The sequence below is a fragment of the Paludisphaera soli genome (assembly GCF_011064595.1).
Classification (GTDB): domain Bacteria; phylum Planctomycetota; class Planctomycetia; order Isosphaerales; family Isosphaeraceae; genus Paludisphaera; species Paludisphaera soli.
Window position 1 is genome coordinate 81,463 of sequence record NZ_JAALJI010000025.1, and the last position, 24,160, is coordinate 105,622.

Sequence of the window (24,160 nt, forward strand, 5' to 3'; positions counted from 1 at the left end):
GGCGGGCGGGCCGTTAGAATCGTCGTCGCCAGGACCATCACCCGACGCTGGGGGAGCCGCCCATGCCGAGCCTCGCGACCGAGCCGCCGATCGACGACGACCTGAACGACCTGCCCGAAGACCGGGCCTTCGCGACCGAAGCCCCGCTCGACGACGGCCCCCCCCCGGAGCCCCCGGCCAAACCCGAGCGGCTGGTCTCGATCGACGCCCTCCGTGGGTTCGACATGTTCTGGATCATCGGCGGCGACGCCCTCGCTCGCGCCCTCTGCCGCTGGTGGGGCACGCCCGAGGCCGCGACGCTCGGCGAGCAGTTCGAGCACGTCGATTGGGAAGGCTTCCGGTTCTACGACCTGATCTTCCCGATGTTCCTGTTCGTCGTCGGGGCCGTCATCCCGTTCTCGCTGAAGAAGTACCAGACCGGCGAGAGCCCCCGCGGGCACGCCCTCTGGCGGACGGCCCGCCGCGTGGCGCTCCTACTGGCGCTGGCGTTCATCTACAACGGCGCCCTCAAGTTCGACTTCGCCAACCTCCGCTACGTCGGCGTGCTCCAGAGGATCGCGGTCTGCTACGGCGTCGCGGCGGTCATCTACCTGTTCACGAAGGCGCGCACCCAGGCGATCGTCGCCGGCGTGATCCTGCTCGGCTACTGGGCGCTGCTGGCGCTCGTGCCGGCCCCGGAGACGGGCCTGCGGGGCGACTACAGCAAGGAGACGAACCTCTCGGGCTACGTCGACCGCCACGTCTTGCCGGGCAAGATCATGAAGAGCTACTACGGCTACGGCGACAACGAGGGGCTGCTCTCCACGATCCCCGCCGTGGCGACCGCGCTGCTCGGCGTCCTGGCCGGCGAGTGGCTGCTGAGCCGCCGCAAGCCCTGGGCGAAGGCCGTCGGGCTGCTGGGGGCGGGCGCCCTCTGCGTGGCGACCGGCTACTTCTGGGGCCAGAGCTTCCCCATCATCAAGAACCTCTGGACCAGCTCGTTCGTCCTCGTCGCCGGGGGCTTCAGCCTGCTCCTGCTCGGGCTCTTCTACCTGGTGATCGACGTCTGGAAGCTGCGGGCCTGGGCCTTCTTCTTCGTCGTGATCGGCATGAACGCGATCACCATCTACATGGCCCAGAGCATCATCCCGTTCGGGACGATCCGCGACTACTTCCTGTCGGGGACTCTGGCGCTGCTGGACAAACCCGTCGCCCTCATCATCGGCGCGGTCGGCCTGCTCGCGGTGAAGTGGCTGTTCCTGTACCACCTCTACCGCACGAAGACCTTCCTGCGGGTCTGATCCCAGGGGCTCGGCGCGCGACGACGCCCGGCGCGAAGGCCGGGCGTCGTCGGTCGTCTCCTGATCGAATCCCGAAGGCCGACCGTTCAGTCCTGGGGGACCGTGGCGGGGGCCTCCGTGCGGGGCTGGACGCGGACCCTGGGGGCCGCCGGGCGGGCCGCCTTGGGGCGGGGGTCGGCCTCGATGGTCTCGGTCTCGGTGCGGACGGCGAGCTGGTCGACGACCCGCGTGACGCCCACGGTCTCGGCGGCGAGGTCGGCGGCGTGCTTCTTGGCCGCCTCGTCCGGCACCAGGCCCCGAAGGGTGACGATGCCCTGGGCCTCGGACGTGATGTCGAAGGTGCTGGTTTCGAGGTGCTTGTCCCAGTGCAGGCGGCCGTAGACGCGGGCCTCGATGCTCATGTCGTTGATGCGGGCCTGGGTGGCCTCGTACGACTCGCGGACCACCTCCTTGGTCTTGGTAAAGCCGCGTTCGAGCCCCTGGCGGAGCGACCGCCCGGCCTCGTCCAGCTTCACGCCGGCCCGCTCGATCGGGCCGGGCTCCTGCTGCGCCCGCAAGGCCGCGCCCCCGGCCAGAAGGGCCGTCCCCATCGCCGCCGCCGCGCCGAACCGCTTGAATCCGCTCATCCGCCAACTCCTTTGCGAGAAACCACTCGAACGGGCGGCCCCCGGCCTCGCCGGCGCGCCGCCCCACGCACTCCATCACTGGCAAGAAGCGTACCAGCCAGGGAGTCGGGCGGCGAGATCCCGACGAAAACAAAAAAAGCCGACCCGTCGCGAGCCGGGTGGCTGGCGAGGGGTCGGCGAGGGTTTGATCAGGTCAGGTCGACCGGGCGATCAATAGGCGTCGGAGCTGATGATCTCGCCGCCGGCCTTGGTGCCGAGCGACCACCAGATGTTCATGGAGATGGAGCTCTTGACGAACCGGGTGGATCCGTCGGCCAGCAGCACGTTGGCGCCGCCGGAGTGGTTGCTGGTGGCGTTGGTGATGTGCGCGTGGTCGGTGGACTCCACGGGGCAGCCACCGCAGCCGAAGCGGCAGCTCGCCCACTTGTGCTGGGTCGAGTTCGGTGGGACGATCGTGCTGAACATCGTCCAGGCTTCGCAGCCCCAGCCCCAGTGGCGGCCGCGGTCGGTCGACAGGCCGTTGCCCGGGGTCGCCTGCTGGAAGCGGGCGGTGCACTCCTGGAGGCGGTTGCCCATGACGACGCCGGGGACGGCCTCGTTCATGGTCAGGTAGGTGAAGGCGTCGGTGGCGTCGCCGTTGGGCGGGGCGCCGGCGCTGTCGGGCAGGTTGGTGCCGGTCGTGTAGGGGACGGCGCGCTGGCCGCCCGAGCCGACGAGGCCTTCGCTGAAGGCGATGGTGTTCGAGGTGCCGTCGGTGCAGTCGGCCACGCCGTAGGTGGTCTGGTAGGAGAACAGGCCGGCGCTCTTGATGCCGCCGCAGTTCGGCGGGGCCGCGCGGGGCGTGCCCCAGTCGGAGTTGATGCTGGTGCCGCGGCTGGCGTAGTAGTTGTTATAGTACTGCCGGCCGCCGTTGGAATCGGACGGGCAGAGCATGAAGCTGAGCTTGGTCCGCCAGGCCGTCGTGTTGCGGGCATCGCCGCCGCCCAGGATGGGGTCGAAGTAGAAGTTGGCGGCGTTGTAGACCTGCTGCTGCTCCATGTAGCCCAGCAGCAGCGCCTGGGCGCTCCAGCCGGCCCACTGGATGCACGCGTCGTTGCCGCTGCCGTTACCGGGCTGGAAGGACGCCGAGACGCCCATCGGGAACGAGTTGTTCGACGTGTGGTAGTTGTGCATCCCCAAGCCCATCTGCTTGAGGTTGTTGATGCACTGGGCCCGGCGGGCCGCCTCGCGCGCCGACTGGACGGCGGGCAGCAGCAGGGCGATGAGCACCGCGATGATCGCGATCACGACGAGAAGTTCGATCAGGGTGAAGCCCCGATCGCGACGATGGATCTCTTGCATAGAAAGCCTCTTAAGATGGAAGGGGGGGACGACGACGAATGACGAGACACCGACGGATCGACCCGACGGCGAGGACGCCGGGGTCGGAGACACGCCCGGCGGAGGGCCGCTCCCGGATCGGCGGAAGATCGGATGAATTCCAGGACGACCGCCCGGTACGGGCCTGACCGGCGCGAGCCCGCGCGAGGTCATTTCTTCTTGGAAGCGTACTTCTGCTGCATGTAGTCCATGGAGCCCTTCAGGGCCTCGGTCACCGGCTTCTCTTCCTGGATCTCGGTGTTGCCGGAGTCGCCGCAGCCGGGGAGGGCCAGGGTGCTGAGGACGACGGCGAAGCAGGTCGCCGCCGCCAGTCCCGCGGATCTTCTGGTTGTCATGGGTCGAAGGAGCCTTTCCGTGTGAAAGAGCCACGAAAACGAGACGACCGGACCGCCCGGCGCCGGCCTTCGCAGGCCGCGCGAGGTCCAGACGACCGAGGGGCGGCCCGCCACCGATCCCGGTGGCGCCGAGCCGCGCCGAAGCGACCGATCGCACGACAAGGGCGATGTTCCAGGGCGGGGGGCTACCCCCATCGAGGTTTTCGGGGTCCGGTCCGCCTCGCGGGGCCTCAAGACATCGATGACTTGGGCTGTTCGCTGGCGAGGCTCGACGATGCGGCGACGGCACCCGACTCGCCCCCCGTCACTCGCATGACGAGGCGGCGAAAACCTCTAGACTATGGTCTCGCACGATGCCAGAGTATAGTCGGGGTTATGAGGTTAGCAAGGGGTGAACCGAGCCCTTCAACGGATTTCGACGTCTTAAATCCTTCGTTTTTTCAGCGACGACGAGCCACCCCCTCGGCGGGGAGGCCGCGCGCGGGGACGGCCCCGTCGGACGGATCGAGGTGACGACGTGGCGACGGGATCGGGATCGAATCCGGATGCGGACGTGCCGCGGGAGGATCCGAAGCAGGTGCGGATCCGCTACCCCGAGGCGGGGGCGGGGTCGACGCTCCTGGTCTTCCACCCGCTGGTCGCCTGCACGCTCGCGGGGCTGGCGGCGGGGCTGCTGGCATTCGCGGCCGGCGAGGCGACCTACGACACGTTCGAGGCCGGCTGGGGGACCCGACAGGCCCCGAGGGCGGCCACGGCCCCGCCGTCGGCCGAGGCCCGCGACGGGGCGATGATGAAGAACGCGGCCCTGGCGGGCGCCCCGCTCGGGGCCCTTTCGGGCCTCTTCCTGGGCCTGGCCGGCGGCCTGTTGCGGGGCGACTCGCGTCGGGGGCTCGTCGGCGGGGGCGTGGGCCTCGCCCTCGGCGGCCTGGTCGGCGGCCTCGCCCCGCTGGGGCTGCACCGGCTGGCCTTCGAGCTCCAGGACCGCTACATGGTCGACACCCTCCTCGCCGGGACGGCGGCGCAGACGGCGGTCGCCGGCCTGATCGCCGCTGTGGCGGGCGCGGGCTTCGGCCTGGCGCTCGGGGGCGTGCGGACGGTCCCCCGGTTCGCGGCGCTCGCGCTGCTCGGCGGCGTGGCCGGCGCCCTGATCTACGCGACGGTCGGCGCCGCGGTCTTTCCCCTTGCCGAGACCGACCGGGCGCTCGCCACGGAGCGGACGCCCCGGCTGCTGGCGCACCTGCTCGTCGCCCTGGGCGCCGGGGCGGGGCTGGGGCTCGGGCTGACGGGCCGCCGCCGACGCTCCCGGCGACGGGAGTGGGAGGAGCCGCACAAGCCCGACGACGCCGACCCCGCCGGGGCGCCCGACGCCCCGCCGGTCACGCCAGGAGCTTCGTGACGACCTCGCCGCTGACGTCGGTGAGGCGGAACGGCCGGCCCTGGGACTTGAACGTCAGCCGGGTGTGGTCCATCCCCAGCAGGTGCAGCAGCGTCGCCTGGAGGTCGTGGACGTGGACCGGGTCCTCGACGACGTGGAACCCCAGGTCGTCGGTCCGGCCGATCGTCTGGCCCCCCTTGATCCCGCCGCCGGCCATCCACATGGTGTACGCCTGGGGGTGATGGTCGCGGCCCATACTGCGGCCCAGCGCGGCGTTGGATTCGACCATCGGCGTGCGGCCGAACTCGCCCCCCCAGACGACCAGCGTGTCTTCCAGCAGCCCGCGCTGCTTCAGGTCCATCACCAGCGCCGCGGCCCCGCGATCGGTCTGGCCGCACTGGGCCTTGAGGCCGCCGGCCACGTCGGAGTGGTGGTCCCACCCTTCGTGGAAGAGGTTGACGAACCGCACCCCGCGCTCGACCAGGCGGCGGGCCAGCAGGCAGTTGAGCGCGAACGAGGGCTTGCCCGCCTCCACGCCGTAGAGGTCCAGCGTCGCGGCCGATTCGCCCGAGAGGTCCATCAACTCGGGGGCGCTCGCCTGCATGCGGAAGGCCATCTCGTACGAGCTGATCCGGGTGGCGATCTCGGGGTCGCCGACGGCGCCTAGGTGCTCGCGGTTGAGGTCGCGGATCAGGTCGAGCGAGTCGCGGTCGAACTTCCGGTCCACGCCCGCCGGGCTCGCCACGTCGAGGATCGGGTCCCCCTTGGATCGGAACGGCACCCCCTGATACGACGTGGGGAGGAAGCCGCTGGACCAGAGCGCCGCGCCGCCGCTCAGGCCGCTCCCCGACGACAGCACGACGAAGCCGGGGAGGTCCTTCGACTCGCTCCCCAGGCCGTAGACCGACCACGCGCCGATGCACGGCCGGCCCGGGAACGGCGAGCCCGTGTTCAGGAAGATCTGCGCCGGGGCGTGGTTGAACTGGTCGGTGTGCAAGGATTTGACGATGGCGATGTCGTCGGCCACCTTCGCCAGGTTCGGCAGCATCTCCGACAGCTCGGCCCCGGACTGGCCGTGCCTGGCGAAGCGGTACCGCGACGACATCAGGCTGGCGTCGGGCCGGATGAAGGCGTAGCGCTGGTCCTTGACGACCTCGGGCGGGATGGGCTGGCCGTCGTGGCGGGTCAGCTCGGGCTTGGCGTCGAACAGGTCGAGCTGGCTGGGAGCGCCGGCCATGAACAGGAAGATCACCCGCTTCGCCTTCGGCGCGAAGTGGGGCGGCCGGGGCGCGAGCGGGTCGGTCGGGATCGGAGCCGCCGCGGGGGACGCGGCGTCGGACCCGAAGGCCCGCCCCTGGGCCTCCATCAGGAGCGACGCCAGGGCGATCTTCCCCACGCCCACGCCGCAGTCCCGGAAGAAGTGCCGGCGCGTGCGGGCCAGGTTCCACGCGATTACGCGCTCCAGCTCGGGATTCCGTGACATCCGATTCGCCTCGCTCGTTCCGGTTGGCGGATTCGTCGATTCGACCTACTTCCATTATCGCAAGTCACCCCGCGGACGACCACCTCGGCCGCCCCGGCGGGGCGTCCCGCCCAGCGCGGTGGCCCCGGACGGCCCGCGCGGGTCAATGCAGTGAAGGCGACGGCCGCCGGCTGATCTTCAACGCTCATCCTCGGGCGGCGGCGCCGGGTCCGGCCTCCAATCGATCTTTTTCATGATCTTGATGATCGCGTCCTCGATCTCCTGCATTTCCTTGGGAGCGGCCCTGTCATAGTTATGGACTATTTGTGCTGGCCCGCACGCGTGACCTGGGTGAACCGCGATGGCTGATCCGTCTTCCCGGTGAAATAGCCGCTGTTCATCTCGAAGAACTTCTTCTCCACGAGTAGGTTCGCCAGCTTCTTGAAGTCCTCGTCCTCGAACGTGCCCTTGAACCTGCCGAGATCCTCCACGTTGGCGGTCCCCGTGTAGGCAGCCGTGCCGTCCGAACGCAGGACCACTTTGTCGACGGGGCCGGACTGGAATTCGTCGGAGCGAGACAAGAGGATCTCGGTGATTTTATCATCCGCCGAGACGAGTGGAATCACGCACAGGAGCAGCAATAGAGCTTGCATCAAATCGCCTCTCGCCGCGAAGGGGGATAGTCGAGCGCCTGCATCTGCATATTCGCGTAGAGGGAGGTCGAGGTGGCCCTCATCAAGCCGGTCTTGCTTGATACGCCCCGAGGCGGCTCGCGAACCGGGTCTCGTGCTCCAGGAGCCATCGCTTGCGGTCCAGCCCGCCGGCGTAGCCGGTGAGCCCGCCCCCCGCGCCGACCACGCGGTGGCAGGGGACGATCAGGCTGATGGGATTGCGGGCGTTGGCGTGCCCCACGGCGCGGCCGGAGCCGGGGCGGCCCAGCCGGCGCGCCAGCTCGCCGTAGCTGACGCATTCACCATAGCGGAGCGTCCGCAGCGCGTCCCAGACGCCGCGCTGGAAGTCGGTCCCCCGGGGGGCGAGGGGCAGGTCGAACGCCCTGGCCTCGCCCTCGAAGTACGCCGACAACTGGCGCTCGGCCTCGCGGAAGGGGCCGGGGTCGGGCGTCCAGTCCGCCTCCACGGCCCGGGCGTAGCGGGCCTGCTCGGTGTACAGCCCGGTGAGGGCCTCGCCGTCGGAGACGAGGAGCAGGTCGCCGATCGGGCTCCGCAAGGTCGTGTAGAACGTCGTCATCGCGCGTCCCCCGGTTCGATGGTCTTCCCCGATCCGTGCCAAAGCCGCATCGCCGCGTAGGCCCGCCAGGGGCGCCAGGCCTCGGCCGTCTCCAGGACCTCGCGCGGCGAAATCCCCCCCAGGGCCTTGCGCAGGACGAGGTCGCCGTGGGGGAAGGCGTCGGGCCATCGCAGGGCTCGCATGGCGATATAGCTCGCGGTCCACGGGCCGACGCCGGGGATGGCCGTCAAATCCTCCATGGCGACGACGGGGTCCGCACCCGGTTCGAGCGAGGCGAGCCCGTCGCGAGCGGCCCGCGCCAGGGCCTGGATGCACGCCGCCCGCGACGCGACCAGCCCCAGGGCGGTCAGCTCGCCAAGGTCGGCGTCGGCCACGCGGACCGGCGACGGCGTGAGCCGGTCCAGCCCCGGGAACGGCGTCTCGATCGGCTCGCCGAACGCCGAAGCGAACCGCCCCGCGAGGGTCGTCGCCCCTCGCACCGAGACCTGCTGACCCAGCACCGCGCGGACGGCCAGCTCGAAGCCGTCGAACGCGCCGGGGACGCGAAGGCCCGGCGGCGCCCCGCGCAGGCGTTCGTCGCGGCCGAGGTGGTCGTCGATCACGTCGGGGCGGGCGTCGAGGTCGAAGAGGTCGCGGAGCCGGCCGAGGACGCGGGGCAGGGCGGGGGCCAGGCTCGTCGGCAGCTCGACCCGCAGCGCGTGGCGGCCGGGGTCGGGCTCGACCTTGAGCCATCCCCGCGCCTCGCCGATCGCCACGGTCCGCAGGTACGCGCCGCCGGCCACGGCCTCCACCCCCGCGACGGCCCGATCCCCGAGGAACCGGAGCATCGCGTCCCAGGCGAGGGGCGGGCGGAAGGCCAGCGTCAGCCGGACGCCGCCGTCGGCGACCGCCTTCCCGCGCGTCCGTCGCAGGTCGCGCGGCGAGAGGCGATAGCGGGCGAGGAACAGGGCGTTGAACCGCCGGACGCTGCTGAACCCGCTGGCGAACGCCACGTCGATGATCGGCATCGCCGTCTCGGTCAGGAGCCGCTTGGCGAGGAGCAGCCGGTGCGTCTGCGCCAGCTCCACCGGCGTCACCCCCAGTTCCCGGCGGAGCACCCGCCGGAGGTGCCGCGAGCCGACGCCCAGCTCGGCGGCGAGGGCTTCCAGCCCCCCCTCGTCGTCCATCGCCCCGGCGCCGATGCGGCTCGCCGCGAGCCGCGCCGTGCGGCCGACGGCGTCCACCGGGGCGGCGCCGGGGGCCAGCTCGGGCCGGCACCGCAGGCAGGGGCGGAAGCCGGCCCGCTCGGCGGCGGCGGCGATCGCGAAGAACCGGCAGCGGTCGCGCCCCGGCGTCCGCGCCGGGCAGATCGGCCGGCAGTAGATCCTCGTCGAGGTCACCCCGACGAAGAACAGCCCGTCGAATCGCGGGTCGCGGGCGGCCAGGGCCCGGTGGCAGAGGTCGGGTTCCATGTCCATGGCCGTATCCTACGCCGCGCCCGGCCTCGGGTCTCGCCGTTTTCGGACCCGACGGGGAGACGGTCTGGATTCACCCGATCAGGGGCGAAGCGTGGCCCCAGGCGTCGCCGAAGACGAACTCGGCGAGCGGCCTGCGGGGCTTGGGGGTGACGTCGCGAGTGCGGAGGTTCTCCGGCAGCGTCGACGGGTCGCCGAGGTGGCCGATGGCGAGGGCCGTCAGGGGGGCGACGTCGTCGGGTACGCCGAACGTCTCGCGGACCTTGTCGGGGAGGATGCCGATCATCTGGTGGACGTACAGGCCCCGCGAGACGGCCTCCAGCGTCAAGGCGAAGCTCGCCGCGCCGAGGTCGTGCTCGGCGGCGGCGTTGGGCTTGCCGTCCTTCCGGAACGTCTTGCGGACGCAGCCGATCGTCAGCACCGGGGCGGCGCCGGCCCACGCCTGGTTCGCCTCGACCAGGCAGGCGAGCATCTTCGCGAAGGCTTCCGGGTCGGCCTTCGTCGCCACGATGTACGCCCACGGCTGTTCGTTGTACGACGAGGCCGTCCACCGCGCCGCCTCGAACAGCGACCGCAGGTCGTCCTCGGCCACCGGCCGATCGTCGAAGGCGTAGGGGCTCCAGCGCCGGGCGTGCAGGTCGTGGATGGGGCGGTCGGGCCTCGGCCGCTTGATCGCGTCGTGGTCCATCGGTCGGCTCCTTCGTCAGTCGGCCTTCGTGCGGTAGGGCTTCGCGTCGCGGGCGGCGAGGGCGGCCTTCGCCTCGTCGATCGCCTTCTTCACGCCGGCGATCGTGTCGTCATAGTAGTCGGGGCCGGCCTCGACCTCCCAGCTTTCGAGCGTCCAGGCGGGGGCGAGGCCCTGCTCCTGGAGCCGCTTCTCGGTGTCGTAGGCGAGGAAGACGCCGCGCGTGACGGCCCGCTCGACCTCGCCGGCGCTCAGGGTGTCGTCCCCCTGGTCGCGGACCAGCGGGGCGAAGGCGACGGTCGCCGCGCGGAGACGGGCGGCCTCGCGGAGCGACGCCTTGCCGACCTGCTCCAGCAATCCCGCCGACAGCCGCCCACGGTCGCCCAGGCCGACGAGCAGCAGGCCCTTCGCCGGGATCGTCCCCGCGGGCGGCACGATGAGGACCGTCTCCAACGCGTCGCCCCGGAACTCGCCGCGGTCTCGGAGCGCGGCGATCACGCCGCCGAGCCGCCGGTCCAACTCGACCGGCGCCCCCCGGGCGAAGTCGCCCGTCGCCTCGTGCTGGAAGTAGCAGACGACCTGGAGCATCGCCTCGGCCGTGTACGGTCCCTCCATGCGGACCTTCACCGGCAGGCCTCGCGGCGCGTTGAGGGTCGTCTCGCGGACCTCCTGGGCCGCCGCAGACCCGGCCAATGCGAGGACGACCGCGAGGGCGGCGGCGGATCGGACGCGCGGTTTCATGAATCGGCTCCCGAAGGCGAGGAAGTCGGAAGGTTTGGCCGGGCGGGCTCAGAGGACCGAGGATCTCAGCTCGGGGAAGACCTTGGCGACCTTGGAGAGCAGGTAGTCGCCGTAGGTCCCGTCGAACTCGTGGACGCTGGCTCGGTCCCAGCGCTCGTCCTTGTCGTCCTGGACCGGGAGGCGGCCGGGGAAGTCGAGGGGGCCGACCCGCGCCGTGAACGCCGGGTCGAAGAAGAACGGGAAGGAGAGGCGGTCGCGCGGGGCCGGATTGCGGACGCGGTGGGGCGTCGAGCGGTACAGGCCTCCGGTCATGCGGTCGAGCATGTCGCCGATGTTGCAGACGAACGAGCCGGGAAGGGGGGGAGCGGGGACCCACCGCGACCGCGACTTGACCTCCAGGCCTCCGGAGTCGTCCTGCAGCAGAATCGTCAACAGGCCGTAGTCGGTGTGCTCGCCCACGCCCCAGAGCGCCGGGTCGGCCGGGGGCGGGTAGTTGAAGATCCGGAAGAGCGTCAGCGGCTCGCCGGTGAGGTGCTCGGCGAAGTGATCCTCGTCCAGGCCGAGGCTCAGGGCCAGGCCGGCCGCCAGCCGATGGCCCAACTCGGCGAGCGCGGCCATGTAGTCCAGGACGGCCTCGCGGAAGCCTTCGGGCTCGGCCGGGAAGAGGTTGGGGCCGTGCAGCGGCGTCCCGGCCAGGACCCGGGGGTCGTCGGCGGCGATCTCCGCCCCGAAGTACAGACCCTCCTTCTGGTCCGGCTTGCCCGAGGTCAGCTCGTCTCCCACGCGGAAGTAGCCCCGCCAGGCCCGGCCGCCGAGGGGCATGGCGATCCGCATCTTGGCCGCCGCGTCCTGCGCGAAGAACGCGCGGGCGAGGTCGCGCAGACGGTCCTGCAGGCCCTGGTCGACGCCGTGGCCGACCGCGTAGAAGAAGCCGGACTCGCGGCATGCCTCGCCCATCCGGGCCGCGACCTCCCCCCGCCTGGGCCCGCGCGTGACGAGCTCGGCTACGTCGATGATCGGGATGTTCGTGAAATCGGCCGATGCTTTCATGCGAGGGTCCTCGATAGGCCGGCCCGAGGGGGTCAGAACGCGAAGCAGTCGCAGCCCAGGCCCATGCCGCGAGGCCGGCCGGCGGTCGCCGCGCCGAGCTTGTGGAGCATCGCGTGCAGGAGCGAAGGCGACGGGGAGCCGCAGCAGCTCGACGCGCGGGCGTGGGCCGTCGCGGCGGCGATCGGCGGGATCGCCGCGCCGCCGTAGCCGTTGTAGAACCGCGCGGGGGACCAGTCGGGCGTGACGGGGAGCGGCGAAGGGTCGAGGTCGCGGAAGGCGTCGCGGGCGTAGACGGGGCGGCCGCCGAGGATCGTGAGGACCGACTCGATGCCGCGGATCGCCTCGTCGGGGACCTCGAAGTAGTCGTCCGACAGGACGGCCAGGTCGGCCAGGTAGCCTGGCGCGACGAGGCCCTTGGCATGGTCCTCGCCGGAGAACCAGGCGCTGCCGTGGGTGTAGCGGCGGAGGGCTTCCATGCGGCTCAGGCGGTCCGCCTCGGCGTAGAGAGTCGCGCCGCCGACCGTCTTGCCGGTCGTGAGCCAGGAGAGGGCGACCCAGGGGTTGTAGCTGGCGACGCGGGTGGCGTCGGTCCCCGCGCCGACGGGGAGGCCCATCGCCAGCATCTTCCGGAACGGCGGCGATTGGGCGGCGGCCTCGGCCCCGTAGCGGTCGACGAAGTACTCCCCCTGGAAGGCCATCCGGTGCTGAATCGCGATCCCCCCTTGCAGGGCCTTCACGCGCTCCAGGTTGCGGTCGGAGATCGTCTCGGCGTGGTCGAAGAACCAGCGCAGGCCGCCGAACGGGACCTCGCGGTCCACCGCCTCGAACACGTCGAGGAAACGGGTGATCGATTCGTCATACGTCGCGTGGATGCGGAACGGCCAGCGGTGCTCGGCCAGGAGCCGGACGACCTTGTGCAGCTCCGCCTCCATCGTGTCCGGCAGATCGGGCCGGGGCTCCAGGAAGTCCTCGAAGTCGGCCGCCGAGAAAACCAGCATCTCGCCGGCGCCGTTGACGCGATACAGGTCGTCGCCGGCCCCGGGCTTGGTCATCGTCACCCACTTCGAGAAGTCGTCGAACTCCTGCTTGGGGCGCTGGGTGAAGAGGTTGTAGGCGAGGCGGACGGTCAGCTCGCCCTTCTTGTGGAGGGCGTCGACGACCTGGTAGTCCTCCGGGTAGTTCTGGTAGCCGCCGCCGGCGTCGATGGCGCTGGTGACCCCCAGGCGGTTCATCTCGCGCATGAAGTGGCGGGTGGAATTCTCCTGGTACTCGGGCGGCAGCTTGGGGCCCTTGGCCAGCGTCGCGTAAAGGATCATGGCGTTGGGGCGGGCGATGAGGAGGCCGGTGGGCTCGCCGTCCTTGCCGCGCTGGATCTCGCCGCCGGGGGGGTCGGGGGTGTCCTTGGTGTAGCCGCACGCGCGGAGGGCTGCGGCGTTGAGCAGGGCGCGATCGTAGAGGTGCAGGAGGAAGACGGGGGTCTCGGGCGCGGCGGCGTTGATCTCGGCGAGCGTGGGGAGCCGGCGCTCGGCGAACTGGAACTCGTTCCAGCCGCCGACGACCCGGACCCACTGCGGCGGCGGCGTGCGCCGGGCCTGGTCCTTCAGCATCCGCATCGCGTCGGCCAGGCTCGGCACGCCGTCCCAGCGCAGCTCCAGGTTGAAGTTCAGCCCGCCCCGGATCAGGTGCAGGTGCGAGTCGTTCAACCCCGGAATCGCCGTCTTCCCGTGCAAGTCGACGACCTTCGTGGCCGCGCCCTGGAGCTTCATCACCTCCGCCTCGTCCCCCACGGCGACGAACCGCCCGTCGGCGATCGCCACCGCCTGCGCGAACGGCCGGCTGGCGTCGAGCGTGGCGATCTTGCCGTTGCGAAGGATCAGATCGACTGGCGCGTTGGCCCGCGATTCATCCGGCATGCTCGGCGTCCCTTCAGGGCATGTTCGAAGAGTCAGAGGAAGATCGGGCGGGGGTCGACTCCCACCGCCTCCACAGGTCGAGGCACCACCAACAGCCGCCGACCAGGGTGCTGACGAAGCAGCAAATCGTGAGGACGCAGGCGACGTTATGCCAGTTCGGATCGGACCACCGTTCGCCCACGAGGAAGAGCGCGAGGACGAAACCCACGCCGATCAGCAGGATGACGACCACCTCGCCGCGGCGACGCCAGGCCGCCGCGAGGCCCAGCGAGGTCCAGAGGCCGAGACCCACCAAAACGCTGGAAGCCACGGCGTTCAGCCCGTTAAAGGCGTCGGGCATGGCGTGACGGTCGAAGGCCGCATGGAGCAGCCCCTCGACGTCTCCACCCCCGAGGACGAAGAGCCCCGAGACCGCGATCCAGAGGACCAGGAACGGGGCGACCATCCACGGCCGGCGGTCGATTTTACGGCGGAGGGTGACGATGTCCACCTCGTGATCCCTCGGTTGGGGCCTCGTCCGGGTTTCCGGGCACGCGGGAGACGCCTCGCGCGGCCTCACGCCGGCCGGGCGGACCAGGCGTGGTACGCCGCCACGGCGAGTACGGCGACGGCGCAGATCAGCCCCCAGACCACGAAGACCGCAATCGGGTTAGGGACGGAGGGCGGGCAGGGCGCTTCGCCGATCCACCGCGTGCACCAGGCCTCGAAGGACTCCCCGGTCGGCCCGTCGGACGGGCCCAGCCCCCCGACGTCGAGCCGCTCGATCCACCAGACCGGGCACGTCGGATCCCGGACGTCGATCGCGTGGCCGGCGGGGTCGCCCTCGGCCTGACCGATGACGAACAGCCAGGGCGGCCAGTCCGAGCGCGGCCGGACCGCGAACGCGTCGCGAACGCGCCGGTTGAGGTCGATGAGCGCGTCGGGGTCGTCCCAGACGTGGTCGTCAGCGTTCCCGGCCTCATGGGGGATCGGGAACGGGTCCAGACGAGACTTGTAGGCGTCCGGCAGGCGGACGCCCAAGGCGGCCTCGATCCGGTTGAAGCCCCGCTCGGTCATCCGATCGGCCCCACGCTCATTCCCGGGTCACGGTCTCGTCCAGGTTCAACAGCACGCGCGCGACGGCCGTCCAGGCGGCGAGGTCGGGGAGGTCGACGGCCTCGGACGCGGGCGCGGCGAGGAGCGGGGAGGGGAGGGCGTCGGACTTCGTCCCGGCCATCAGGGAGGCGTCGAGGCTCCCCTCGCGGAAGCGGGCGAGCTGGTCGGCGTAGTAGGCAAGCACGCGCGAACGCTCGTCGTCGCGCGGCGGACGGCCCAGGGCGAGGAGGTACGCGTGGTCGAGCCGGGCCTCGGGCGACGGCGAAGGGGCCTCGACGATCCGCCGGGCCAGCGCCTGGGCGGCCTCGACGAAGACCACGTCGTTGAGCATCGCCAGCGCCTGCAGCGGCGTGTTCGACCGCTCGCGGCGCATACAGGCCACCTCGGGCGTGGGGGCGTCCATCGTGGCGAACGCGGCGTAGGGTGCCGTCCGCTTGAGGAACGTGTAGAGGCCGCGGCGGTAGCGGTCGGCCCCGACGCTCGGCTTCCAGGCCTCCTGGCCGTACGAGAGCGAGTTCGCCCCCTCCGGCTGGGGCGGCTTCACGCTCGGCCCGCCGACCCGCGAGTCGAGCAGGCCGGCGGCGGCGAGGGCCACGTCGCGGATCGTCTCGGCCCCGACCCGGAACCTGGGCCCGCGAGCCAGCAGGTCGTTCCTGGGGTCGCGGGCGATCTGGTCGGGCGTCGCCGTGCTGGCCTGACGGTAAGTCGCGCTCGTGACCATCAGCCGATGCATGGCCTTCACGCTCCAGCCGCGGCGGGGGAACTCGGTCGCCAGCCAGTCGAGCAGCTCGGGATGGCTGGGGCGCGAGCCCTGGGTGCCGAAGTCTTCCGGGGTCGTCACCAGGCCGCGGCCGAAGAGGGCCTGCCAGGCCTGGTTCATCGCCACCCGGCCGACCAGCGGATTGTCGGCCGCGACCAGCCAGCGGGCGAACGCCAGGCGGTTCTTCGGCCCGTCGGGGGGCAGGGGGTGGAGCACCGCCGGGACGCCCGGCTCGACCGGGTCGGCCGGCTTCAGGAACTCCCCGCGCTTGTGGATGCGGGTCGTCCGCGCGTGCTCCGGGGCCCGCCCCTTCATGATCATCGTCGTGGCGAACCTCGGCGCCGAAGCCCGCAGCGCGGCGATCGGCTTGCGGGCCTCGGCCGTCTCGGGGGCCACCGACAGATAGTAGGCCGTGAGGGCGCGGGCCTGGTCGTCGGTGCGGGCCGAGGGCTCGATCAGCAGCATCTCCTCGATGTCGGCCGGGACGCCCGACGCGACGACCGGCCGGGTGTCGTCGGCGACGGAGATCCGGAAGCGGCCGATGGTGGTCTGGTGGATGAACTCCTGGTGGAGCGTCAGCCGCAGTTCCGTCGGCCGGCCGTCGCCCGAGCCCAGGTCCTCGGCCAGTTCGAAGACGGCGGCGTGGGGCTTGCCGACCCCGCCCATGACGCTCCAGCCGGTGTCGGTCACGCCGTCGATCGCCAGCGCCGCCGAACGCCCCGCGGCGGCGAAGTCCTCGGTCGCGCGGGCGAACTTCAGGGGCTTCGCCGGCTCGGTCGAGCCCTCGGGGCGGGCCTCGGCCTGCACCTCGGTCAGCAAGAAGTCGCCCACCTGGAACAGCGGCGCGCGGCCGGGCCCCCCTTCGGGGAGGCTCGGATCGGGGAGGACTTCCAGGCGGATGGCGGTGACGCCCGCGAGGTCGACCTTCAGGTCCACCTCGTACACGTCGTTGTTCGGCTTGTCGCCCGAGGCCAGCACCGAGCCGTCGGGCCGCACCGTCATGGTGGCGTGTTTGCGCGAGACGACCTTCGACGGCGGGACGACGGTCCAGCGCGCCGGGCGGAGCGTCTTCTCCCAGGCTTCCCGCTTGGCGGCGAGCGAGTCCGGGCCGTCGGCCGGGTAGGCGTCCGCCAGGGCGGCCTCCATAACCTTCGCCTGGGCCTCGATCGCGTCGCGGCGGGCGGCGACGGCCGGGTCGGGGAGTTCGATCTCGGGCTCGTCGGCGTCGTCGAGGAAGGCGAAGAGCTGGTAGTACTCGCGCTGGGTGATCGGGTCGTACTTGTGGGTGTGGCACTGGGCGCACTGGATCGTCAGGCCGAGCCAGGTGGAGCCCGTGGTGGCGACGCGGTCGACGACCGAGGCGAATCGATACTCCTCGACGTCGATGCCGCCTTCCTCGTTGATCATCGTGTTGCGGTGGAAGCCGGTCGCGGTGAGCTGGTCGGCGGTCGGGTTCGGCAGCAGGTCGCCGGCGATCTGCTCGACGGTGAAGCGGTCGAACGGCATGTCGGCGTTGAGGGCGCGGACGACCCAGTCGCGGTACGGCCAGATGGAGCGTTCGCGGTCCTTCTCGTAGCCGTTGGTGTCGGCGTAGCGGGCGCGGTCGAGCCAGTGCCGGGCCCACTGTTCGCCGTAGTGGGGCGAGGCCAGCAGGCGGTCGACCAGGCGCTCGTAGGCGTCGGGCCGGTCGTCGGCCAGGAACGCGTCGACCTCCTCGATCGTCGGCGGCAGGCCGATCAGGTCGAGGCTCAGGCGGCGGATCAGGGTCCGGCGGTCGGCCTCGGGCGCGGGCTCCAACCCTTCCTGGTCGAGCCGGGCGAGGATGAAGCGGTCGATCGGGTTGCGGGCGCGGTCGGCGTGCTTCGCGTCGGGGATCGGCGGGACCTTGGGGGCCTGGAACGACCAGTGGTCGGACGTGACGGACGCCGCGGCGGTCTCGGCGGCCCACTTCGCGCCCTGGTCGATCCAGGCTCGGAGGACGCCGACCTCCTCGGGGGTGAGGGGGTCGCCGGAGCCGTCGGGGGGCATGGGGGACTCGGCGTCGGTGCGGGCGACGGCCTGGATGAGGCGGCTCTCGGCCGAGTCGCCGGGGATGATGACCTCGCCGCCGTCGCCGCCGGTCATGGCGCGGTCGCGGTCGTGCAGGACCAGTCCCCCCTGGTGCTTCTTCGGGCCGTGGCAGCGCTGGCAGCTCCGCTCCAGGAGCGGGGCCACGTCGCGCGCGAAGTCGACCTCCCGGCTCGCGGGCGGGGGAAGTTCGGCGGCGGCCTCGTCGTCCTGCGCGCGGGGCGAGGCGGCCCCGGCGACGAGGGCGAGCGTCCAGACGATTCCGAATCCGAGCGCGAAGCGACGTCCCATGAGCGATCCCCTTATGGCTATGCCTCCATTATCCCATCCGGCCCCCGAAAAGGCGACCCATCCCCCGCGCCCGGCGGCCCGGCGCGGGATTCCCGGCGGCGGGCCTCACGTCGGGACGCCGGCGTGCCGATGGAAGGGGCGGGTGCACAAATGGGATGCGGCGAGGAAGCCGCGCCCCGACCGCCCGAGGGGCTGGACCGACCGATGTTCCGCTCGATCCGGACGAATGGGGACGCCCCCCGTCGGCTTCGCGCGATGGCCTTCGCGGCGGCCCTCCTGGCGCCGGCGGCGGGCGAGGCCTGCCGAGGGGGCGGAGTCGAGGCCCGGCCGGCGAAGGTGCGCAACGCCCTGCGCGACGGCCTCGACCGGCTCGGGGCCGCCCATACGCCGAGCGCCTTCACGCGCGAGGTGCTGGCCCGTCGCGGGTTGACGGGCCTGGCGCGCGGCGACGCGGCCGCGGCCGCCCGTCAGCTCGAGGCCGACCTGCTCGCCCGCCCCGGCGAGGAGTCCGACGGCGCGCTCGCCCTGGCCGACCTCTGGCTCCGCGCGGGGCTCCGGCTCGAACGCGACGCCCCCGCCGACGCCCTGGCCTGCTTCCGCGACTCGTCCGCCGCCGCGATGCTTGCGCTGGCCCAGGCGCGGGGGGGCTGTCGCGACCAGGCGGTCGCGATCCACAACGACGCCGTGGCCCGGCTGATCCGGCTCTCGCAGGACGAGCGGGTCCGGGGCGACGGCCCCTGGATCGACGCCCTGGCCCGGCTCGGGGTCGCCTGCGAAGGGGCGGGGCCGTTCGTCGACCCCTCCCGGTTCGCGTCGGTGGAGGTCTGCGACGACATCCGAGTGCGGGGAATGCGGCGCGTCTATCAATCGCCCGGGCTGGGCGTGCCGACGGTCGCCAGCCGGACGGTCGATCGCGGGCGGCCGACGGAGCCGAGCGAGGCGTTCTATGCCCGGAATCTGCGGATCGGCGCCACGGTGACGGCCGCGCCCGTGGGCGGAGGCTGGCGGCCCGCGGCGGTCTCCCTGGCCTTCCACGACCCCTACGAGACGACCTCGCTGGACGTCGGCGGCGTCGCGACGCCGATGGCCGCCGACGTCACCACGCCGCTCGCCGTGCAGGTCTCGATGCCCCTCCTCTCGCTCCAGACGACCCTCGGCCTGTTCCGGTCCGACTTCCAGGAGGGCGTCGAGACCGGACTGTACATGCTGATGCCGTGGCAGCCGGGGAAGATCCCCGTCGTCCTCGTGCACGGCCTCAGCTCGAACCCCGGGGCCTTCGTTCAGACGATCAACGAGCTTCGCAACGACCCGGAGATCGGCGGCCGGTTCCAGTTCCTCGTCTTCGCCTACCCCACGGGCCGGCCGATCCCGGCCTCGGGCCTGAGCCTCCGCCGCTCGCTCGACAAGGCGGAGCGGGCCTTCGGGGGGGACCCGGCGTTTCACCGGATGATCCTCGCCGGCCATAGCATGGGGGGGATCCTCACCAGGATGATGGTCACCGACTCCGGCGACCGTCTCTGGAACGCCGTGCTCCGCGTGCCGCCCGAGGGGCTCCGCGCCGACCCGGAGGTCCGCGCCGAGCTTGAGGAGATGCTGATCTACCGCCCCGTCCCGTTCGTCCGCCGCGCCGTGTTCATCGCCGCGCCGCACCGGGGGAGCCGGATCGCCGACGAGCCGTTCGGCCGGCTCATCTCCCGCCTGGTCCGGCCGCCCGACCGCCAGGCCGCCGTCGTCGCGCAATTGCGGGCCGACAACGGGCCGGACGTGTTCCGCGAGAACGTCTTCCGGGGCCGGTCGATCACCTCGATCGGCAACCTGAGCCCGAGCAGCCCGGTGCTCACCGCCGTGGCCGACCTCCCCATCGCACCGGGCGTGACCCACCACACCATCGCCTATCGTTTCGCCGGGGTCGCGCCCAACGACCTCGTCGTCCCGGCCTGGAGTTCCGACCTTCCCGACGACGCTTCCCACCTGGACCTCCCGGGCACCCACTTCTCCGAGCAGAGCCCCGGCACCGTCGTCGAGCTGCGCCGGATCCTCATCGAGCACCTCCGCGAGCAGGACGCGACCTGACGCGGCTTCCCTCGCGACCTCGGCGCTGCTAAACCGGAGCGAGGCTCGACCGCCGCCCGGCGATCGCGGGCCCTCCCCAGACGACCCGAACCGAGGCCCCTCAATGCGCACGCTCCTCGCCCGGCCCGCCATGTTCGCCGTCGCGCTCGCCCTGGCGGCCTCGGCCCGCGCCGAGGACCCGCTCCCTTCGTGGAACGACGGGCCGACCAAACGGGCCGTCCTGGACTTCACCCGGCGCGTGGCCGAGCCGGGCGGTCCCGACTTCGTGGCGCCGGCCGACCGCATCGCGGTGTTCGACAACGACGGCACCCTCTGGTGCGAGCAGCCGATGTACGTCCAGGCGGTCTTCGTGAAGGACCGGATCCGGGCGATGGCCGTCGACCATCCCGAATGGAAGGACCTGCAGCCCTTCAAGGCGGTGCTCGAAGGCGACCGCCGCCAGCTCGCGGACCTGGGCGAGAAGGCGCTGGTGGACCTGGTGTCGACGACCCACGCCGGCATGACCACCGAGGCGTTCGACGGCCTGGTCCGCGACTGGATCGGTGCCGCGACCCACCCCCGGTTCCGCCGGCCCTACACGCGCTGCGTCTACCGGCCGATGGTCGAGTTGCTGGCCTTCCTGCGGGCGAACGGCCTCAAGACTTTCCTCGTCTCGGGGGGCGGCGTGGAGTTCATGCGGGTCTGGGCCGAGCCCGCGTACGGCGTCCCGCCCGAACAGGTGATCGGCAGCGCGATCCGGACGAAGTACGAGCTGATCGCCGGCCAGCCCGCGCTGATGCGGCTCCCCGAGGTGGAGTTCATCGACGACAAGGCGGGCAAGCCGGTGGGCATCGCCCGGGCCATCGGCCGCCGGCCGATCGCCGCCTTCGGCAACTCGGACGGCGACTACGAGATGCTCCGCTACGTCACGGCCGGCGCGGGCCCTCGCCTCGGCCTGATCGTCCACCACGACGACGCCGAGCGCGAGTACGCCTACGACCGCGACGCCGTCGTCGGCCGCCTGGCGAGGGCCCTCGAAGAGGCCCCGGAGCGGGGCTGGGTCGTGGCGAGCATGAAGACCGACTGGGCCCGCATCTTCCCGGAGGACGACGCGCCCTGAGTCGGCGTGTCGGCGTCTCCTGGCGGCCCGGCCTGGCCGCGAGTACGCTCGGGGCGGCGGCTCGTCGATCGCGGGGGGGGTGCGTCCCTTCTCGTCGCGGGCCGATGCGGAGGGCCCCGCCATGCTCCCGAATCGCCGTTCTTGCCTCAAGGCCGCCCTGGCCGTCCCGCTCCTGTCGACCGCTCGCGGCCGGGCCGACGAGCCCCCCCGCGCGGCGGCCGAGCGGATCGCGAAGGCGATGGAGGCCCCGGTGCTGCGGACCGAGGGGCTGGACCGGCCGGTCGCGATCCGGTCGATGGAGCTGCTGCGCAACGGCCGCGAGTTCCTGGTCCGCGTGCGTTCGGACGACGGGGCCGAGGGGCTCTCGGTCGCCAACTCGATGCACCTGATCCACACCTACCCGATCTTCCTCAACCGGGTCGCCCCGTTCTTCCGGGGGAAGGACGCCCGCGGGCTGGAGCCCCTGCTCTGGGAGCTGTATCGCCACGACGACAATTATAAATATCAGGGCCTGGCCCTCTGGGTCTGCGTCGCGGCGGCCGAGTTCGCCGTGCTGGACCTGCTGGGGAAGGTCGCCGGCAAGTCGATCGGCGACCTGTTGGGCGGGACCCAGAGGCGCGAGATCGCCGTCTACCGCGCCAGCGGGAACCGGGGGAACACGCCCGAGGAGGAGGTCGCCTACCTCAAGGAGATCGTCGCCGAGAGCGGCGCGAAGGCGTTGAAGTTCCGCCTCGGCGGCCGGATGAGCCGGAACGCCGACTCGCTGCCGGGCCGGACGGAGGCCCTGATCCCGCTCGTCCGCGAGGCGTTCGGCCCCGAGACGACCCTCTACGCCGACTCGAACAGCTCGTACGACGCGGCCGAGGCGATCCGGATCGGCCGGCTGATGGAGGAGCACGGCTACGCCTTCTACGAGGAGCCCTGCCGGTTCGACCACCTGGAGGAGACCAAGGCCGTCGCCGACGCCCTGACGATCCCCGTCGCCGGCGGCGAGCAGGAGTTCAGCGAGGAGCGCTTCCGCTGGATGATCGCCAACCGGGGCGTCGACGTCGTCCAGCCCGACCTGCACTACTACGGCGGCTTCATCCGGTCGATGCGGGTCGCCCGGGCGGCCCACGAGGCGGGGATGCTCTGCACGCCGCACATGTCCGGCTCGGGCCTCGGCTACCTCGACGCAGCGATCTTCGCCTCGTGCATCCCCAACCCCGTCCCATTCACCGAGTACAAGGGGAGCGCCGACGTCCCCGCCTCCAGCGACACCTCGTCCCTGAAGGTCGAGGCCGGGACGATCCGCGTGCCGTCCGGCCCCGGCTTCGGCATCGTGATCGACCCGACCTACGTCCGGGAAGCGAAACCCGTGACGACCACCTGACGGCCCCTCAGGGCTTCGCGGCGTCGAGCCGTTTGAGGATCTCGTCCAGCTTCTCCTCCACGCGGCGGAGGCGCTCCTCCACGCCGGGCCCGGGCGGCGAGCCCGGCGGCCGGGCCGGGACCCCATCGATGGGCCTGGCTTCCAGGCCCTTGGGCGGGGGTCCAACCGAGAAGGGGGCTTCCCGGGGCGGCGTCGGGTCGGGAGGGGCCGAAGCCTCGGCGGCCCGTCGCGGCTCGGTCGGGGCGACCACGTCCCCGGGGATCTCTTCGCCGCCCGACCGGGACAGGGCCGCCAGCACGAAGGCGTCACGCTCGGGTGCGGCCGGGAAGCGACGGATGGATCCGTCCGCCATCGCGAAGACGTAGCCCCTCGGGTCGCTCGCGTCGGGTCTCTGGAAGGACCGCCCCGGCCCGACCGGGAGTTCCCCCGGGCGCGTCCACACGGTCGGCTCGGCGGCCACGGTCAGGAACGCCGTATTCCCGGCCCCGTCCGTGACGTTCTCGAAGCGGACGCCGGGCGGGGTCTCGGCCCCAAGCTCCGGGCCGAACATGGCGTCCGGGCCCGAGTAGCCCCGGATCCTCGTCTGCCCGGGGGGCGTCGCCAGGCCGGGCGTCTCGAAGTACCTGGGCATGCGCGGGATCAGCGCCAGGTTGTGCGGCGAGTCCCAGGGTTCGTCCAGGTGGAACTCGTTGTAGAGGCCCCGCCCCTCCTCTTCGAGGTAGGGCAGGACCGCCACCCGCCAGCTCAGCAAGGGCTTCCCCTCGGCATCGTGGCTGGCGGCGGTCGGGAACGCGCCGTTCGTGCTGTAGTAGTTGTGCAGGGCGAGGAGCAACTGCATCAGGTTCCGCTCCCTCTGGGCCGGCGTTGCGGCCTGTTCCGCTTCGGGTTTCCGTCCGCCGGGCGGGGCGTCCTGGGTCGTCGGCGGGGCCTGGGTCCACGCGGTCGCCGTCAGCCCGAGCAGGCCGACGCCCCCGGCGAGGGCCAACGCGGCGAAGGTCGATTTCAAGAGCATGGTCGGTGCGACTCCCTGGGTCAGGATCGCGACCGCGGGCGGGACCGGGGCTGTCGCCGAGGTCGTCGCCAGGGTCGCGCGGAGGAGCGTCGAGGACACGGGGGACGCGAACGACTCGACGGAGGAGGCCGCCGCCAGGGCCGTCGCCGGGGCGACGCCCCGCTTGACCAGCCGGCCGCGGAGGGCCTCCCTCGCACGCGAGAGGCGGCTCTTGACGGTGCCGACGGGGCAGGCCAGGCGTCGCGAGGCCTCTTGCTCGGAGGCCCCGCCGAGCAGGCAGAGGACCAGCACGTCGCGCTGGGCGGCCGGCAGTCGGGCCAGCTCGGCGTCGAGGATCGGTCGGACGTCGGACCACTCGGCGCGGGGGTCTTCCCGGGCCGGGAGGTCGTCGGTGAGCGGACGGCCGCGCTTCCGGGCGTTCCGCGCGCGGGCCTTGGCGGCGACGCGCGAGGCGACGCCGAAGAGCCAGGGGCCGAGCCGGGCCGAGTCGCGCAGGCTGCCCCCTTTGCGGGCCAGGACGAGGAAGGTCGCCTGGAAGGCGTCGTCCGCGTCGTGGTCGTCGCCCAGGAGCCGCCGGCAGACCCCTCGGACCATCGGCCCATGGCGGTCCACCAGCGCCTCGAAGGCGGCCTCGTCCCCCGTCGATCGGAACCGCTCTAGCAGCTCGCCGTCGCCCGAGGGGGCGACGCCTCCGCGCCAAAGCCGGTCCAGGTCGTGCAGGATCAGGCCCCGATCCCCCTTGCCCATCGTCGTCCCCCCGTCGATCGTTTCGCGTCCCCCGTTACTGCCCGGGAGGGGCCCCGAGGTTCCAGGAACTTTCGCGGAATCCCAGGTCGAATTTA

General features: G+C 72.1%; 20 protein-coding genes. 5 read left to right on the top strand and 15 right to left on the bottom strand.

Annotation, left to right across the window (positions count from 1 at the left end; translation table 11 throughout):
• Window positions 1-62: 62 nt before the first annotated feature.
• Window positions 63-1,280: an acyltransferase family protein gene (locus G6O68_RS24795; RefSeq protein WP_165251346.1), complete on the top strand. Its 1,218-nt coding sequence runs from the start codon at window positions 63-65 to the stop codon at window positions 1,278-1,280.
• Window positions 1,281-1,366: 86 nt separating this feature from the next.
• Here the strand turns inward: G6O68_RS24795 and G6O68_RS24800 are convergent, their stop codons facing one another.
• The 3 genes from G6O68_RS24800 to G6O68_RS24810 form a co-directional block, all read right to left on the bottom strand.
• Window positions 1,367-1,906 carry a BON domain-containing protein gene (locus tag G6O68_RS24800; RefSeq protein ID WP_165251347.1) on the bottom strand — a complete coding sequence of 180 codons (540 nt, stop codon included), beginning with the start codon at window positions 1,904-1,906 and terminating at the stop codon, window positions 1,367-1,369.
• Window positions 1,907-2,116: 210 nt separating this feature from the next.
• Window positions 2,117-3,247 (bottom strand): DUF1559 domain-containing protein, encoded by a 1,131-nt coding sequence (locus tag G6O68_RS24805; protein WP_165251348.1) that lies wholly within the window; start codon window positions 3,245-3,247, stop codon window positions 2,117-2,119.
• Between the two features lie 188 nt (window positions 3,248-3,435).
• The gene (locus G6O68_RS24810) at window positions 3,436-3,621 is read right to left on the bottom strand and encodes a hypothetical protein (protein ID WP_165251349.1); all 186 of its coding nucleotides are present in this window, start codon (window positions 3,619-3,621) and stop codon (window positions 3,436-3,438) included.
• Between the two features lie 553 nt (window positions 3,622-4,174).
• On the opposite strand from G6O68_RS24810, the gene G6O68_RS24815 reads away from it, so the two are divergent.
• Window positions 4,175-5,017: a hypothetical protein gene (locus G6O68_RS24815; protein ID WP_165251350.1), complete on the top strand. Its 843-nt coding sequence runs from the start codon at window positions 4,175-4,177 to the stop codon at window positions 5,015-5,017.
• On the opposite strand, the gene G6O68_RS24820 is transcribed toward G6O68_RS24815, so the two are convergent.
• The 11 genes from G6O68_RS24820 to G6O68_RS24870 all read right to left on the bottom strand — a co-directional run bounded on the left by G6O68_RS24820 (window position 4,998) and on the right by G6O68_RS24870 (window position 17,762).
• Complete coding sequence (locus G6O68_RS24820) at window positions 4,998-6,479, bottom strand: DUF1501 domain-containing protein (RefSeq protein ID WP_165251351.1); 1,482 nt, start codon at window positions 6,477-6,479, stop codon at window positions 4,998-5,000. The two genes, G6O68_RS24815 and G6O68_RS24820, sit on opposite strands and share 20 nt — an antisense overlap.
• A 299-nt stretch (window positions 6,480-6,778) precedes the next feature.
• Window positions 6,779-7,111, bottom strand: coding sequence for a DUF6438 domain-containing protein (locus G6O68_RS24825; protein WP_165251352.1), 333 nt, complete (start codon window positions 7,109-7,111; stop codon window positions 6,779-6,781).
• 82 nt (window positions 7,112-7,193) lie between these two features.
• On the bottom strand, window positions 7,194-7,706 hold the full coding sequence (locus G6O68_RS24830; protein WP_165251353.1) for a methylated-DNA--[protein]-cysteine S-methyltransferase: 513 nt from the start codon (window positions 7,704-7,706) through the stop codon (window positions 7,194-7,196).
• A complete protein-coding gene (locus G6O68_RS24835) occupies window positions 7,703-9,163 on the bottom strand; it encodes an AlkA N-terminal domain-containing protein (protein WP_165251354.1) in 1,461 nt (486 codons plus the stop codon). The genes G6O68_RS24830 and G6O68_RS24835 overlap by 4 nt, the downstream gene beginning before the upstream one ends.
• 70 nt (window positions 9,164-9,233) lie before the next feature.
• Window positions 9,234-9,848 (bottom strand): nitroreductase family protein, encoded by a 615-nt coding sequence (locus tag G6O68_RS24840; RefSeq protein WP_165251355.1) that lies wholly within the window; start codon window positions 9,846-9,848, stop codon window positions 9,234-9,236.
• A gap of 15 nt (window positions 9,849-9,863) precedes the next feature.
• Entirely contained in the window at window positions 9,864-10,586 is a 723-nt protein-coding gene (locus tag G6O68_RS24845) for a M17 family peptidase N-terminal domain-containing protein (protein WP_165251356.1), read from the bottom strand.
• 48 nt (window positions 10,587-10,634) lie between these two features.
• The gene (locus G6O68_RS24850; RefSeq protein ID WP_165251357.1) at window positions 10,635-11,636 is read right to left on the bottom strand and encodes an isopenicillin N synthase family dioxygenase; all 1,002 of its coding nucleotides are present in this window, start codon (window positions 11,634-11,636) and stop codon (window positions 10,635-10,637) included.
• Between the two features lie 32 nt (window positions 11,637-11,668).
• Entirely contained in the window at window positions 11,669-13,549 is a 1,881-nt protein-coding gene (locus G6O68_RS24855; protein ID WP_165251358.1) for an amidohydrolase, read from the bottom strand.
• Window positions 13,550-13,562: 13 nt separating this feature from the next.
• A complete protein-coding gene (locus tag G6O68_RS24860; RefSeq protein WP_165251359.1) occupies window positions 13,563-14,039 on the bottom strand; it encodes a hypothetical protein in 477 nt (158 codons plus the stop codon).
• A 65-nt stretch (window positions 14,040-14,104) separates the two neighbouring features.
• Window positions 14,105-14,605, bottom strand: a complete 501-nt coding sequence (locus tag G6O68_RS24865; RefSeq protein WP_165251360.1) for an SMI1/KNR4 family protein — start codon at window positions 14,603-14,605, stop codon at window positions 14,105-14,107.
• A 16-nt stretch (window positions 14,606-14,621) separates the two neighbouring features.
• Window positions 14,622-17,762: a PSD1 and planctomycete cytochrome C domain-containing protein gene (locus tag G6O68_RS24870; protein WP_165251361.1), complete on the bottom strand. Its 3,141-nt coding sequence runs from the start codon at window positions 17,760-17,762 to the stop codon at window positions 14,622-14,624.
• Between the two features lie 204 nt (window positions 17,763-17,966).
• On the opposite strand from G6O68_RS24870, the gene G6O68_RS24875 reads away from it, so the two are divergent.
• From G6O68_RS24875 to G6O68_RS24885, 3 genes are all read left to right on the top strand, one after another.
• A complete protein-coding gene (locus G6O68_RS24875) occupies window positions 17,967-19,835 on the top strand; it encodes an esterase/lipase family protein (RefSeq protein ID WP_165251362.1) in 1,869 nt (622 codons plus the stop codon).
• Between the two features lie 103 nt (window positions 19,836-19,938).
• Entirely contained in the window at window positions 19,939-20,934 is a 996-nt protein-coding gene (locus G6O68_RS24880; RefSeq protein ID WP_165251363.1) for an HAD family hydrolase, read from the top strand.
• A gap of 121 nt (window positions 20,935-21,055) precedes the next feature.
• Window positions 21,056-22,306, top strand: coding sequence for a mandelate racemase/muconate lactonizing enzyme family protein (locus tag G6O68_RS24885; RefSeq protein ID WP_165251364.1), 1,251 nt, complete (start codon window positions 21,056-21,058; stop codon window positions 22,304-22,306).
• A 7-nt stretch (window positions 22,307-22,313) separates the two neighbouring features.
• On the opposite strand, the gene G6O68_RS24890 is transcribed toward G6O68_RS24885, so the two are convergent.
• On the bottom strand, window positions 22,314-24,065 hold the full coding sequence (locus G6O68_RS24890) for a sigma-70 family RNA polymerase sigma factor (protein WP_165251365.1): 1,752 nt from the start codon (window positions 24,063-24,065) through the stop codon (window positions 22,314-22,316).
• Between the last annotated feature and the right edge of the window lie 95 nt (window positions 24,066-24,160).